General features: G+C 47.7%; 15 protein-coding genes. 14 read left to right on the forward strand and 1 reads right to left on the reverse strand.

The genetic code is table 11. From position 1 onward, the window contains the following. Positions 1-56: 56 nt before the first annotated feature. From MKX75_RS03335 to MKX75_RS03365, 7 genes are all read left to right on the forward strand, one after another. Positions 57-752 carry a response regulator transcription factor gene (locus tag MKX75_RS03335; RefSeq protein ID WP_062837618.1) on the forward strand — a complete coding sequence of 232 codons (696 nt, stop codon included), beginning with the start codon at positions 57-59 and terminating at the stop codon, positions 750-752. Next, a complete protein-coding gene (locus tag MKX75_RS03340; protein ID WP_062837617.1) occupies positions 745-1,833 on the forward strand; it encodes a HAMP domain-containing sensor histidine kinase in 1,089 nt (362 codons plus the stop codon). Before MKX75_RS03335 ends, MKX75_RS03340 begins: the two co-directional genes overlap by 8 nt. Before the next feature lie 99 nt (positions 1,834-1,932). Then, positions 1,933-2,796, forward strand: a complete 864-nt coding sequence (locus MKX75_RS03345; protein ID WP_339168420.1) for a M15 family metallopeptidase — start codon at positions 1,933-1,935, stop codon at positions 2,794-2,796. A 28-nt stretch (positions 2,797-2,824) separates the two neighbouring features. Next, positions 2,825-3,385, forward strand: coding sequence for a VanZ family protein (locus MKX75_RS03350; protein ID WP_076333853.1), 561 nt, complete (start codon positions 2,825-2,827; stop codon positions 3,383-3,385). 12 nt (positions 3,386-3,397) lie between these two features. Then, on the forward strand, positions 3,398-3,607 hold the full coding sequence (locus MKX75_RS03355) for a hypothetical protein (RefSeq protein WP_339168421.1): 210 nt from the start codon (positions 3,398-3,400) through the stop codon (positions 3,605-3,607). Positions 3,608-3,820: 213 nt separating this feature from the next. Beyond that, positions 3,821-4,219 (forward strand): hypothetical protein, encoded by a 399-nt coding sequence (locus MKX75_RS03360; RefSeq protein ID WP_339168422.1) that lies wholly within the window; start codon positions 3,821-3,823, stop codon positions 4,217-4,219. A gap of 32 nt (positions 4,220-4,251) precedes the next feature. Beyond that, entirely contained in the window at positions 4,252-4,566 is a 315-nt protein-coding gene (locus MKX75_RS03365) for a hypothetical protein (protein ID WP_339168423.1), read from the forward strand. Between the two features lie 128 nt (positions 4,567-4,694). Here the strand turns inward: MKX75_RS03365 and acnA are convergent, their stop codons facing one another. After that, complete coding sequence (gene acnA, locus MKX75_RS03370; RefSeq protein ID WP_339168424.1) at positions 4,695-7,409, reverse strand: aconitate hydratase AcnA; 2,715 nt, start codon at positions 7,407-7,409, stop codon at positions 4,695-4,697. Positions 7,410-7,786: 377 nt separating this feature from the next. On the opposite strand from acnA, the gene MKX75_RS03375 reads away from it, so the two are divergent. From MKX75_RS03375 to MKX75_RS03405, 7 genes are all read left to right on the forward strand, one after another. After that, the gene (locus MKX75_RS03375; RefSeq protein ID WP_062837669.1) at positions 7,787-8,791 is read left to right on the forward strand and encodes an amidase domain-containing protein; all 1,005 of its coding nucleotides are present in this window, start codon (positions 7,787-7,789) and stop codon (positions 8,789-8,791) included. Positions 8,792-8,928: 137 nt separating this feature from the next. After that, a complete protein-coding gene (locus MKX75_RS03380; protein ID WP_076333850.1) occupies positions 8,929-10,029 on the forward strand; it encodes a D-alanine--D-alanine ligase in 1,101 nt (366 codons plus the stop codon). 30 nt (positions 10,030-10,059) lie between these two features. After that, the gene (locus MKX75_RS03385) at positions 10,060-10,383 is read left to right on the forward strand and encodes a hypothetical protein (protein ID WP_036614107.1); all 324 of its coding nucleotides are present in this window, start codon (positions 10,060-10,062) and stop codon (positions 10,381-10,383) included. A gap of 155 nt (positions 10,384-10,538) precedes the next feature. Next, positions 10,539-11,540, forward strand: coding sequence for a UV DNA damage repair endonuclease UvsE (gene uvsE, locus MKX75_RS03390; RefSeq protein ID WP_074093415.1), 1,002 nt, complete (start codon positions 10,539-10,541; stop codon positions 11,538-11,540). Positions 11,541-11,638: 98 nt separating this feature from the next. Continuing rightward, positions 11,639-12,511: an inositol monophosphatase family protein gene (locus MKX75_RS03395; RefSeq protein ID WP_339168426.1), complete on the forward strand. Its 873-nt coding sequence runs from the start codon at positions 11,639-11,641 to the stop codon at positions 12,509-12,511. A 24-nt stretch (positions 12,512-12,535) separates the two neighbouring features. Next, on the forward strand, positions 12,536-12,826 hold the full coding sequence (locus tag MKX75_RS03400) for a hypothetical protein (RefSeq protein ID WP_076333847.1): 291 nt from the start codon (positions 12,536-12,538) through the stop codon (positions 12,824-12,826). Positions 12,827-13,257: 431 nt separating this feature from the next. Beyond that, positions 13,258-14,580 carry a stalk domain-containing protein gene (locus MKX75_RS03405; RefSeq protein WP_339168427.1) on the forward strand — a complete coding sequence of 441 codons (1,323 nt, stop codon included), beginning with the start codon at positions 13,258-13,260 and terminating at the stop codon, positions 14,578-14,580. Positions 14,581-14,773 lie beyond the last annotated feature (193 nt).

A 14,773-nucleotide genomic window follows, 5' to 3' on the forward strand; every position in this document is an offset into this window, starting at 1 on the left:
TGTTGGATTCAAATATGTTATAATGCCCAGCATCACACATAGGAGTGGAATAAGCAATGAAGCGAATTACGATTCTGATCGCAGACGATGAAGTTGAGATCGCTGATCTGGTTGCTTTACATTTACAAAAAGAAGGATATCACATCGTTAAGGCCTTTGACGGGAAGGCGGCGGTACAAGCTGTTCAGACCCAAGCGATAGATTTGGCGATTCTGGACATTATGATGCCTGGCATGGACGGGTATGAGGTGACCCGTAAAATTCGGGAGCAGCATCATTTACCGATCATTTTCCTGAGTGCCAAAACGTCAGATATGGACAAAATTACGGGACTCGTGATGGGTGCGGATGATTATATGACCAAACCGTTTAATCCGATGGAACTTGTTGCTCGGGTTAACTCTCAGTTACGTCGATCTCTGCAATTCAGCCAGTCTGCGCCTGTTCAGCGCTCTATTCTGGAGAAGGGCGGGCTCATCATCACGCCGGATCAACATCGCGTTACACTCTACGGCAAACCAGTGGAACTAACACCGAAGGAGTTCGACATTCTGTATCTACTCGCGAGTCACCCTAAGCAGGTGTTCAGTGCGGAAAGCATTTTTGAACAGGTGTGGGGAGAAGCCTATTACGAGAGTGGGAACACGGTGATGGTCCATATTCGCACCTTGCGCAAAAAGCTGGGAGAAGATGTGAACAAGAATAAGTTTATCAAAACCATCTGGGGTGTGGGGTACACGTTTAATGACTAAGCGAAGAAGTTTTCGGACAACCATGATTATGCTGCTCGGTCTGAGCATGTTGTCTTCTGGCGTCGTAACATTTATCGTGTACAGGCTGTTGCAGATGTATTATGCAGGGGTCAGGAGAGAAGATCCGTTGGCGGAATATCGTAATATCATGAGAAGTATTGGTGACATATATGTCTTTATGCTGCTCTTTATCCCGCTTGCAATTTTATTTTTCTACTTGTTTACGAGACCTTATGTCACGTATTTCAAAGAGATTTCCGCAGGAATTAACCATTTAGCGAATGGAGACTTTCAGCATCGTGTGCAGATCTCCTCGAAGGACGAGTTAGGTACGATTGCGGAGGATGTGAATCTGGCAAGTGAGAAGCTGAGGGAAGCGGTGGAACGAGGGGATTTTGCTGAAAATAGTAAAGACCAGCTTGTTGTCAATCTGGCGCATGACCTGCGAACTCCGCTGACCTCTGTGCTTGGATATTTGGATCTGCTTATGAAGGATGATCAGCTGACCGAGGAGCAGGTCAAGCACTTTACGTCGATTGCATTCACGAAGTCACAGCGTCTGGAGAAACTGATTGATGATTTGTTTGAAATTACTCGCATGAATTATGGCATGTTGCCTATAAACAAGACACAGCTGGATCTTAGTGAGCTGCTGAAGCAGATGAACGAAGAACTCTATCCTGTATTTGAAAAGAACCAATTAGTCGCCCGATTAAAAATAGACACTGACCTTACGGTCTCTGGTGATGGCGAGTTGCTGGCACGTGTGTTCGAGAATCTGTTAATTAACGCTGCACGACACGGCAAGGATGGCATGTACGTGGATATTAACGGATATCGGGATGCAGAACAGATCATCATTCAGGTGATTAACTATGGGGGACATATTCGTCCGGAGGAATTGCCGCATATCTTTGATATGTATTACACCGGAGATCGTGCTAGGACCCCTCAGGAGGGTGGGACAGGCCTTGGCCTGTTTATCGCTCGCAATATAGTTGAGCAGCATGACGGTACGATTTCGGCCCAGAGCGATGTGGTACGGACGTTATTCGAAGTTCGTTTGCCCGTATTCCAATAAGATTCGACGTTAAATTTAAGAAAAACTTTAAAATTGCCCTGCTTTTTCTTTAACTTGTGTTGTCTATCCTTGATGTATGAGGTAAAAGGAGGAACAAGCATGAAGAAGTGGGGCTTTTTGATATGTATTATTTTGATCGGATATATCGTTACGCAATCACCGGGATGGATTCAGCAGAAAAATGAGCTGCCCATCGAAATTCAGAATACACGTGAAAATCCTGCAGGTTATACGGTATCCGTCACGGGAAATATTCAGGATCAGGTACATAAGGGAAACTTGTTACTGGTTGATAAGCAGTACCCCGTTCACCCGGAAGGGGTTAAATCCGATATTGTATATGTGGCACATGAGGATGATCTGCTTCGTGGATATGGGATACTGGATCAGAAAATCATGTTATCACGACAGGTGGCGCATGAGTTTCAGAGGATGGTTGAAGCAGCAGGCGAAGAGGGAGTCCGATATTTTCTCGTCAGCAGCGGGTACAGGGACTTTGAAAAGCAGGATGAGTTATATCGGGAAAAGGGTTCAGACTATGCACTTCCTGCGGGACACAGTGAGCACAATCTCGGGTTATCCCTGGATATCGGTTCCAGCTTGGCTGCCATGAATGAAGCGCCAGAGGGTGCATGGCTGGAGAAGAATGCATGGAAATACGGATTTATTTTGCGTTACCCGAAGGATAAAGTGCGTATCACGGGTATACAGTATGAACCATGGCATTTTCGATATGTAGGGCTGCCGCACAGTGCTGTCATGTATAAGAATAATCTGGTGCTGGAACAGTATCTGGATTTGCTAAAAGAGAAAGAGAACATTACTGTGGAAGTAGAGGGTGAAGAATACCATATCCGCTATTATAGGGCCGCCCAAGATACGACCGTTTACATACCTGAGCAAGGCCACACTGAAATATCGGGTGATAACATGGATGGAGTCATTGTCACCGTAAAGAAATAACAGGGCAACGCAGGGGAGGCAGAACAACATGAAGCATAACAACCAGAAGAAAACCAAACATTACATCCTTTGGATTGCCGTTTTCATTATCTATTTATATCTGTTGACGAAGCTGATCCTGTTCAAAGGAAGTCCAGTCGATTTTGGCATCGTGAAGGATCGACTGATGGCGTTCTTGCAACAACCGGATATGGTCCATACGCGAACCGTCAACCTGACGCCATTTCAGGAAATCTCACGAGACTGGAATAGCCTGTCTTTACATCGTCCAGGTACCGCAATCCATCTGGTAGGCAATATACTGGCTTTTATCCCACTCGGCATCTTCATTCCTGTGTTAACGGGCAACAAGTTATTCTCTGGCGTAAAGGTACTCTTGCTGTCTCTGCTGCTCAGTCTAGGCTATGAAGTGACACAGTTAGTGACGGGCATGGGCATATTCGATGTGGATGATCTGATGCTCAATACGCTCGGCGGCTTGATTGGATATATTGTTTTCACTATGGCCATGGGTCTGAAAAGGGTGTTGGTGGGAGGAGAATCCCGCGTGACGACGAAGAAGTTAAATTCTAAGGAAAGTCATGTGTAAGGAGGGATTACGTTGATCATCATGGCTGTACTGTTCATTAGCGCAGGGTTAATGTTTCTTGTGTATCCACACAGTATAACGGATGCTTCGGAGAAACAGATTACGGAGCGAGTAATCATGTCGCGATGGGTTGGCGGCTCGCTCATTATCATGTCATGTCTGTTTCTGATCATGGGTACGATTCAACTGATAGATCAAGCCTCACATCACATTGCGCATTAAAAGGAAGATGGCCTTGAAGCAACGGAGGACACACATATTGAAACCAAAGGCTCTCCATCATTGTGCAGTCTGCACAATGATGGAGAGTTTTTTGCTGTTTCATAAGGTATCCAATTTAGGATGGGATCAGTGAACTTTGCGAGTAACATCGCCAATGAGGTAGAGTAGAGATGATGCGTTAGTACCTATACCTTACCAAGAAGGAGGACATATATGTATTCATTAGCTAAAGAACTGGCAGGCACAATGAAAGCCATTATGCAAATTGAAAGCGAAATTGCTGAAGCTAAGATTGATCACTACGACGAAGAGGTAGTGCGTGATCTAGAGCGGAAAAGAACTGATCTGATAAGAGCCTGTACACGTGATGAGTTGCTGGTGATAAAAACGATCATGAATGTGGGGCAATCGGAGAGAGGATATCGACATCATTTCAATTCGTATGACGTTGAGATTATTCACCTACCCATTGAGTTAAACGAGCATGAGTTGATGCAGAAATATTCCTATTACCTGATACATAAGACTGAACGTGAACTTGGGGATAGCATTGAGTACTATACCGCTGTGTCAGAACAACTGAAAGAAGGTATGGAGATCTTAAAGCTCTAACTGTGATCTGTAAGTTCTAGGAGGCTAGTAAAATGATAATGAAAATTGTGGTCTATCACTTTGATGTGTTCTACTACTACGTTCCTGATCAATATGCAGGACAAATTGCCGAGTGGAGAGGAGAATTTATCGATTTTTTGCAGAGCCTAGAGTATAAGCACCCATTCACCCTGTATATCGAGTCTATTGATCATGAGGGAAATACGGAATATGCTCACTTTATCCGTAGTTACGGGGCTGATGACTTTGTGGACTGGATGAACGTGGAGAAATTAAACTGCAGAGGTGTATTTCGTATTGCTGAGCCACCTGATGATTCAGAAGTTGGTTTAAACTTTGAGTTTTAAGTGATAAGAACCTACTTGAAATTACATACCTATCGTTAAATAATTCTAAAAAAGCTCCCCATTACGTGCTGAGTGCACGTGGTGGGGAGCTTTTCTGTATGACTACATCACATTAATGATTCATGTCATTAAGCTTTTTTCATCATTTGACGCAATACGGTTTGCAGGATACCGCCATTATGGTAGTAATCCACGTCAACCATGCTGTCCAGACGAGCAATGACAGGGAAGTCGAACTGTGTACCGTCTTCACGAGTTACGGTAACTTTCAACTCTTGTCCTGGCTTCACATCATTGCTGAGGCCAGTAATGTCATACGTTTCACGTCCGTTCAGGCCGAGGCTGGACCAGCCGTGACCTTCCTGGAATTGCAATGGCATTACGCCCATGCCGACCAGGTTACTGCGGTGAATCCGCTCGAAGCTTTCTGCGATAACGGCTTTGACGCCGAGCAGGAATGTTCCTTTTGCCGCCCAGTCACGGGAGCTTCCTGTACCATACTCTTTACCTGCGATAACGATCAGGTTCTGTCCTTCATCCTGATACTTCATGGAAGCATCGTAGATGGACATTTCTTCGTCCGTTGGCAGGTACTTCGTAATACCGCCCTCGGTGCCCGGAGCCACCTGGTTACGAATACGAATGTTGGCGAACGTACCACGCATCATTACTTCATGGTTACCACGGCGTGAACCGTAGGAGTTAAAGTCTTTGCGCTCTACGCCATGCTCTTTCAAGTACAGTCCAGCCGGGCTGGATACGGCAATATTACCTGCTGGCGAGATATGGTCCGTTGTTACGGAATCCGCAAGCAATGCCATCACGCGTGCAGAACGGATATCTGCAATATCGTTCAATTTGTCGCCAATCTCTTGGAAGAATGGAGGGTTCTGAATGTACGTGGAGTTCGGATCCCACTCGTACAATTCGCCTTCCGGTACAGAGATTGCATTCCAACGCTCATTAGCTGTAAATACGTTCTCGTACTTGTTGCGGAACATCTGAGCGTTCAGGGAACTAGCGATGGTATCCTTGATTTCCTCGGAGCTAGGCCAGAGGTCTTTCAGGAATACAGGCTCATTGTTCGTATCATAACCGATTGGATCGGTTTCAAAGTCAATATTCACTGTACCTGCAAGTGCATATGCCACAACGAGTGGTGGAGATGCCAGGTAGTTTGCTTTAACTTGTGCATGCACACGGCCTTCGAAGTTACGGTTACCGGACAATACAGCCGCTACGGTCATATCGTTCTCAGCAATAGCTTCGCTCACTTCGTCCGGCAGTGGACCGGAGTTACCGATGCATGTTGCACAACCGTAGCCGGCAACGTTGAATCCGAGTTTGTCGAGGTACGTGATCAGGCCTGCTTTTTCCAGATACTCGGTAACAACAAGGGAACCTGGTGTCAGACTGCTTTTCACATATCCTGGTTTGGTCAAGCCGCGTTCAACTGCTTTTTTCGCCAGCAGTCCCGCTCCGACCATAACACTTGGATTCGAAGTATTCGTACAACTTGTGATCGCCGCGATCACAACAGCGCCTGCTTTCAGTTCACTAGAGGAACCGTTCGGGTGCTTCAAAGGTACGGTTTGTTCGATTTTCTCATCGCTCAGACCGTAGCCGCCTTTATCTACAGGTGTACGGATGATGCTGTTGAAGCTTTCTTTCATTTGTGTCAGCTCGATGCGATCCTGTGGACGTTTTGGTCCTGCAAGACTTGGTACAACAGAGCCGAGATCCAGTTCAATTACATCTGTGAATTCAGGATCAACGGTGCTGGAAGTACGGAACATGCCTTGAGCTTTGTAGTAAGCTTCAACCAATTCAACCTGCTCGTCAGGACGACCAGTGCTGCGCAGATAGTTCAACGTTTCACTATCGACAGGGAAGAAGCCGATGGTAGCTCCGTACTCTGGTGCCATGTTGGCTACTGTTGCACGGTCAGCCAGACCGATGTTGGCAAGACCTGGTCCGTAGAACTCAACGAATTTACCAACAACGCCTTTTTTACGAAGCAATTGGGTAACGGTCAGTGCCAGATCCGTTGCTGTTGCGCCTTCACTCAGGCTGCCTGTCAGTTTGAAACCGATAACGTCCGGTGTTACAAAGTAAAGCGGTTGACCCAGCATGCCTGCTTCGGCCTCGATTCCACCAACACCCCAACCAACAACGCCAAGTCCGTTGATCATGGTGGTGTGGGAGTCTGTACCTACGAGGGAATCCGGGAATACAACGGTCTCGCCGTCCACCGTTTTCGTTGCTGCCACGGAAGCCAGATACTCCAGGTTAACCTGGTGAACGATCCCTGTGGATGGTGGAACTGCACGGAAGTTGTTGAAAGCCGTTTGTGCCCAACGCAAGAAGCGGTAACGCTCTTCATTACGCTCGAACTCGACTTGGATATTGTAATCAAGTGCATCGTTGGTGCCGAAAGCATCAACCATAACGGAGTGGTCGATAACGAGATCGACGGGTACGAGCGGGTTGATCTGTTTCGGGTCGCCGCCTGCTTTTTTCACAGTATCACGCATTGCAGCGAGGTCAACGACAACCGGTACCCCGGTGAAATCCTGCAGAACGATACGTGCAGGGATGAATGGAATTTCCTTGTTATTGTCACGGCCATCTGCCCAGCCGGTCAGTTGTTTTACGTGTTCTTCGGTAATGGCACGTCCGTCGAATTGACGAATTGCTGCTTCAAGCAACACTTTAATGGAGAAAGGGAGCCTGGAAAGATCGCCGTGGCCGCCTTCCTGAAGAGCATCGAGACTGTAGTAGCGGTAAGACTTGCCTCCAACCTCAAGACTGCGAGCGGCGGAGAAATGATTCTTTGCTGACATACATGTACCTCCTTGGGATGTGTCGGTGAGATGAAGAAAACGTTCATTTAGGTGAAGAACAGGCCTTCATCGTTCCGTGTTCTCGTTCGTTAGTTTCATCAGGTGAAACGTAATTTCATAATCATAACTTTAGTTTTAAGTATACCGTTTTCACCTCCGTACGTAAAGGGCTTTTTACCTGTTCAATCAAGCTTTTGAACCAATGAAGGCGTTTTCGTGAAGCAAGAAGGAATAAGAAATATCATGTACCTGTATTTGCCGAATTTTGAGTCTTCATCCCGAGCTATGTACATACAACTGAAGACCGTCTCATATGAATAGTAGGAGTTTATATATGCAATGAAATATTCCAGACAGAACTCATGCCAAAGGGGGACATAGGCTTGGAACGGGAATGGAAGAGTGCCTTATATACTTACGTGAACCAGTACAATCGCTGTGAGATCGACTACCGTCCACAGACCAGCGAACGGATCGTTACTGATCCTGACTTCGTGGTGGAACGGGGAGAGCGTATGGCAAGGCTGGACGAATGGTACCGTAAGCGGCGCGCCGTGCCTCTTCGCAGTGAGACCAGCGCCAAGCTTGTGCGCACGCTAATGGATGGACAGGAAGAAGCGGTGGTGGATGTACAATTGTACAGCAGACTGTTCTACGAGAAGAGCGGGATCACACACCGGGAGGACCGGATTGAGCGAGAGCGGTTAACCTTTCTGCGGCAGAGTGGTGGATGGATCATTGGACGGGTCGAGCGGGAAGTGCCGGAGCGTCGCCCCGCTGGGGAAGGACGTCCGTTTCAACAGGCCGATTTTGTACAGGCGATGAACCGGCCGCTGCTGAATCGGGAAGTTTTGGGTCAAGGCAGAAGCTCACGTCAGCAGGCATATCGCAGGGATCTGGCGGTTGCCTATGCGGATCGATGGTGGAATGCGGGGAATCCGGCATTTGAGGAATTTGATGTGGATTGCACCAATTACGTGTCCCAATGTCTCTTTGCAGGGGGCGCACCCATCCACTATACTGGTAGAAGAGAAGCTGGTTGGTGGTATAAAGGGTATGTAAACGGCTCCGAAATGTGGAGTTACAGCTGGGCAGTCTCCAATAGTCTGGAGCGTTATTTATCAGGCAGCAGCTGGGGTCTGACTGCAACAGTTGTGGATCGTCCTGAGCAGCTGATGCTGGGAGATGTTATTCTCTATGATTGGGATGGAGATGGGCGATTTCAGCATAGCACCGTTGTAACCGCGTTTGATGCGGGTGGTATGCCGCTGGTTAACGCACATACGGTTAGCAGCCGTCACCGATATTGGGATTACCGGGATTCTTACGCTTGGACGGAGCGGACGGTATACCGGCTTTTTCATATTGCAGACGAGTTTTAATGACGAAAGATTTTCGGGATGCGGTGACGCAGACATCCAGTTCCGTGTAAAATAAGACCATGTAACGCAAGCAGAATAACAAGGGTGCTGAGCATGCAAGGATGACAGCATCAGGCACAGATAATCGGAGGTTACGCATGAGTATGGATAAATTAAAAGTAGGCGTCGTGTACGGCGGAAAATCGGGCGAGCACGAGGTGTCGCTGCAGACGGCGTTTGCTGTAACGAACGCATTTGATTATGAGAAGTATGAACTGGTTCCTTTTTATATCTCCAAGCAGGGGACGTGGAAAAAAGGACCTGTCATGCATGCGCCGTTCGCACAGATTGAAGATTTGAAGCTGGAGCAATCGGCAGGTGGAACTCAGGATGCGCTAAACGCACTGTTTGGCCGTTTGTATGGCGGAGCGGAAGCGCTGGACGTTATGTTCCCTCTGCTGCATGGTACATTTGGTGAAGATGGTACCATTCAGGGCATGTTCGAGATGGCGGATATGCCATATGTAGGTGCAGGTGTACTCGCTTCAGCTGGTGGCATGGACAAAGTGGTCATGAAGAAGCTGTTCGCACAGGCTGGCATTGACCAATGTGCCTTTACGTATTTTAACGCGACACAATGGATGCAGACAGAGCACGAGATGATCGTACAGGTCGAAGATCAGCTAGGGTATCCTTGTTTTATCAAACCGGCAAATCTGGGCTCCAGCGTAGGTATCTCCAAAGCTCGTAACCGTGATGAGTTGAAAACAGCTGTCGAGTTTGCACTTCGGTATGATACGAAGGTTGTCATTGAAGAGTTTGTTGAAGCACGCGAGGTTGAGGTCAGCGTCCTTGGCAATGACGAGCCTATGGCTTCCGTTCCAGGCGAGATCGTATCTTCCGGTGAGTATTACGACTATGCAGCCAAGTATATTGATGGTCAATCCCAGATGCTGATTCCGGCTCCACTGGACCCTGAGGCCGCAGATCGCATTCGCGAAGCAGCATTACAGGCGTTCCGTGCAATTGAAGGTAACGGTATTTCCCGTGCGGACTTCTTCATTCGGAAAACAGACGGCGCATTACTTATTAATGAAGTCAACACGATGCCTGGTTTCACACCGTACAGCATGTATCCACTCTTGTGGCGTGAGACAGGTGTATCTTATGCTGAGCTACTGGATCGCATGATTGAGCTGGCACTGGAGCGTTACAACCGCAAGCAGGCACTGAATTACGAGAACGGCGTACAGGCGTAGCCTGAGACGACAAGATCAGGAGGGGTATGCATGGGATTTCAGACTGAATTCAATTCCGTATGCAAGTTCAAGAATGAGCAGGAGCTGTTCGAATTGCTTGAATACGGACGCGGCAAAATGGTCAAACAGGGCTTCCGGGTATTTCCTACCGGCCAGAAAGTGATTGCATACACACCGGATAACGTGGCTGTAGCCATCGTCAAGATCGTGGTTTCCATTGCAGAGATCAACTTCCAGGGGCAAGAGGTAACTGAGGTGGAGATGCAACTCATCCGCAAATTGACTGAGGAAGAATCACGCATTCAGACTGCCCTTGCGGATGAGATGTTCTTTGGGGAGCAAGCACAGGAGTAGTTGTTGACTGTAAGTGCGGGTCGGAAGGACTGATTTGCCAGAATACGATTATGGTCACTCTTTTAGGGTAAAACTTGGTTATATACAGTGACGGTACATCCTGACGGCTGAATATGCCGTGCGGGTTCTCCGCCCTAATAGAGAGGAAGAGATTCATGCTCGTACGCTTTGGTTACGTGGCAATGTCCGTGCTTATAGAGAACGCCTCGCCTTCCCGGACCATGACCATGTCGAGTTTTAACAAAATCGATGACAGGGAAGCAGCGATCCGCAAGCTCGAACGGATTGCAGCCGAGAACCTGCACAATACATTACGTTTGCTCAGGCACAACAAGGGTAGCCATATTCATGTATATCGCTTCTCTTCCAAATTGATTCCACTGGCAACACACGAGGACCTGAATGACTGGGACCCGTTCCCGGCACTGAAGCAGGACTTTGCGGCCATTGGTGATTTTGTGAAGGAAAATCATATGCGTGTGTCCTTTCATCCGGATCATTTTACCGTACTTAGTACCCCCCGCGAGCAAGTTCTGCACAACTCGATTCGCGACCTTCGTCATCATGTTCGGATGCTGGATGCCATGGGGCTGAATGCCACTGCCAAGAACAATATACATATTGGTGGTGCATACGGGGACAAGCCTTCGGCGGCGCTTCGTTTTGAAGAAAACTTTTTGAAGCTCGATCGGGACATTCAGGAGCGGCTCACACTCGAAAATGATGACAAAACGTTCAATGCGCCTGAGACACTTGCCGTGTGCCAGCGCTTGGGATTGCCCATGGTACTGGATATCCATCACCATTGGGTGAACAACGAAGGAGAACAGGCATGGGATCTGTGGCCTGATATTCTAAAGACCTGGCAGTCACCGCTTGCCCAGGCAGATTCACCGGCTGATCAGCCATTGCCACCCAAAATCCATGTCTCCAGTCCAAAGAGTGAGAAGGATCTGCGAGGTCATGCCGATGGTGTGGAGGTAGAGCCTGTGCTCGACTTCTTGCGTCATATCGCGGCAGATACCCCGAGGCTTGACGTGATGATTGAGGCGAAACGCAAGGATGAGGCTCTTGTGCAACTGATGCAGAAGCTGGCATTCTATCACGAAGAGGGTGTGGAGTGGGTGGACGAGTCTACCGTCATCATTCATCCGTAGTGCCAAAAGGGGCCTGGGCAACGAGAAACTTTACGACCTGTGGGGCGTATACTTTTAACAAGTATTTCAACTTTTCGTAGATTGATATAGAAAGTAGAGTGAACGCTTTGAATGAGAAGGAAAAGACACCTTATGTCGTGACAAGCAAAAGCTATACTGCCGTTGCCATTAATGCAGCTTCCAAAGCTGGCGAATGGATCAAAAGCCGTCTTGGGACGGTAGCTGAACTTGGCACCAAATATTCACCCCAAGATCTGGTGACCGAAGTGGATAAAGGAGCGGAGCAGATGATCCGCCGCCTGATTCTCACGCATTTTCCCCACCATGCCATTCTGGGTGAAGAAGGCGTCGAACCGGGACCGGAAGCTTCGGCAAAAGCACTGAAAGAGGCCGAGGAAGAAGAGTTCCTGTGGATTGTTGATCCTGTGGATGGAACGACGAACTTTGTACACGGATTCCCGTTTTATTCGGTGTCCATTGCATTGGCTCACAATGGTGAAGTCATTGTCGGCGTGATCTACGACCCTTCCCGTGATGAAATGTTTGTTGCGGAAAAGGGGAAAGGAGCATATGTTCACGGAAACCGGATGCTTGTATCTGGTGAACAAAAACTGGCTCAGAGCCTGATTGCGGTTGGTTTTCCGGCAGACACAACCTTTGCGTTGCCACTGAATATGGCCGCTGTACAGGCGCTTGCTCCGCAAGTTCGTAACTTGCGTGCAGGCGGATCTGCCGCCCTTCATCTGGCGTATGTTGCCGCAGGACGTCTAAGCGCCTACACCGAGGTTGGCCTGAAACCGTGGGATATAGCCGCAGGTGCGCTACTGGTTGAAGAATCCGGCGGCAAGGTGACAGATACTATCGGAACGCCTTATCAACTGTCTGTGAATCATGTCGTTGCCAGCAATGGTAAAATCCATGATGCATTAACAGGTGTGTTGAAGGAAGCAAAGGCTACTGGGTTAGAGTGAAATTGATTATAAGGAGCGAAAACAATGGATGAATCCAAAGAACTGGAACGACGGCTCAGTGATATGCTGACGGAAGGGGACATGGAAGAGTCCGGCGACACCGATCAGCGGGAACGCCAGCTGATTCCTCCCAAATATGAAGTGCGGATTCAGACGGAACGTGATCCAATCGTCGAGGAAACGTTAAAGTACCGGAAGATGGCACGCGAAGTGGACGATCGTTATGATCGGTATCTGGAGCGAGCTACCGGGAACAAACCGGCGAGCGACACGGATCAATCGAATTCGGAAGACTCGAATAAGCCGCAATCTTAATTAATCACTGAACGTCATATCTGAACTTAGTCAATAACAGGCTCCCCATCAGGGAGTCTGTTATTTCATGTGTGTTCTCAGCAGAGAGGACAACGACTACTTTAAAATGATAGAATAGAGTAACACGAACTGATATCATTGGAATGACCGATGTACTATATATTAGGGAGGTAGTTCAAAAAGTCCGCTTTTGATTACCAAGGATGCCTATGAGGCATCATCAGCATCGAATATGGAATTCAGCCGAAATAAGCGGGAGGCTTACGAAGTATGTTTCCAAAGGAAACATTTTGGTTGCTCACGTAGTTTTCCTACGCTCCGCTACTCCATTTCTAGCTTCATCCCATCTTCTCGGTACTGAAAACCGACCTTTTTGAACACGTATATTAGTGTAAATTATTATAGATTCACGAAAAGGAGTGTTACCCCGAATGAAGCGTAAACGTATATGGGAAAATACAGCTGCAGGTTTAACAGCCAGCATGCTGGCAGGGATGCTGCTCTTCACATCGTCTGCATTGCCTGCACATGCTGCAGACGCCAAAACAGGCGTATTGCCGGCGGGTACAAACGAGGCATCACTGACTGCCAAGAAAGATGCAGTAGCCGTAACGAAGGAGTTCCGAATCGTTACCTTGGGAGACTCCATAACCGTAGGTTATGAGCCCAACACAAAAGAGCTGCCTTATGGTTATGTAGAACGTCTGCAAGAGCAGGGTTTGCTTCATGGACGTACAAAGGTGGACAACTACGGGATTGCAGGATTAAAAACCAGTGGCTTGAAAAACTTCACTACTGCAATTAAGGATGGCAAAACGCTGACTTCTGAAGCCATTCAACCAAGTCTTCCCGATCCAAGAGCGGGACAGATTGGAGCCAATACAGCTGCTATTCGCGAGAGTATAGCACAGGCGAACTTGATTGCAATTACCATCGGGGGAAATGATGTATCGGAGTTGCTCGGTACAGCAGACAAACTGAGTGATCAGGAACTACAAGAGAAAGTAAAAGAATTGCTCGCCACATATACAGCCAATGTTAGTGCAACGATTAATGATATCCATGAGATTAACCCGACAGCTAAAATTGTCATTGCTGATCAGTATCAACCGATGCCAGAAGTAGCAGGCAAGGCATTGTACGCTAAACTCATGGAGGCATCCCAAGGCTTCACACAAACCATTGATGGTATCGCAGCACAATTCACTGCTCAGGGTACCGATGTCAAAGTGGCACACGTGGCTAGAGAATTTGTTGGCGGCGAAGGCACCATGACACATATGATCAAAAATCGTGATTTCCACCCGAATCAATTCGGATATGCAGCCATTGCCGAAGTATTTGCCAAAACGATCTGGGGCGACTACACCAAGCTGACTGCACCTGCGACAGGTGAGCCGATGAACATTATTGTGAGTGGCAAAACATTGAATACACCGTACAAACCGATTATCCGTAACGGCAAAAACTTTGTGGCAATCCAAGACATCGTGAACGCTGTCGGTGCTACTACGGTTTGGGATAACAAGACTTCAACTGCAACTATTACATACGGAGACCGGAAGGTTGCCGTGAAAATTGGTGCCAATGCTGTGCAGGTCAACGGAGCATCCGTTACCGTGGATACACCTGCATTCCTGAACAAGGTAGGCAAAGAGTCCAAAACATATGTACCCCTTGCCATGGTAGCTGAAGGCCTTGGCTTTGACGTGCAATATGTAGCGAAGCTGAAAACCGTGTTTGTTAATCCGTAATATGCATTTCGTGTTCTAACATAGCATGTTATTTAATAGCCAGAATTCCTTGATCCGTTCAAGGCGTTCTGGCTGTTTTACGTTCTATGAGAGTTCCTTACATAGGTGTATACCTTCTCTAGTGACCTAAAATGTTGCATAAATATATCTTGTCAGATGACCATGGATGTGTAAATATGAAAATAACTGACAA

Source organism: Paenibacillus sp. FSL R5-0341 (assembly GCF_037975235.1).
In the GTDB taxonomy this organism is placed as follows: domain Bacteria; phylum Bacillota; class Bacilli; order Paenibacillales; family Paenibacillaceae; genus Paenibacillus; species Paenibacillus amylolyticus_A.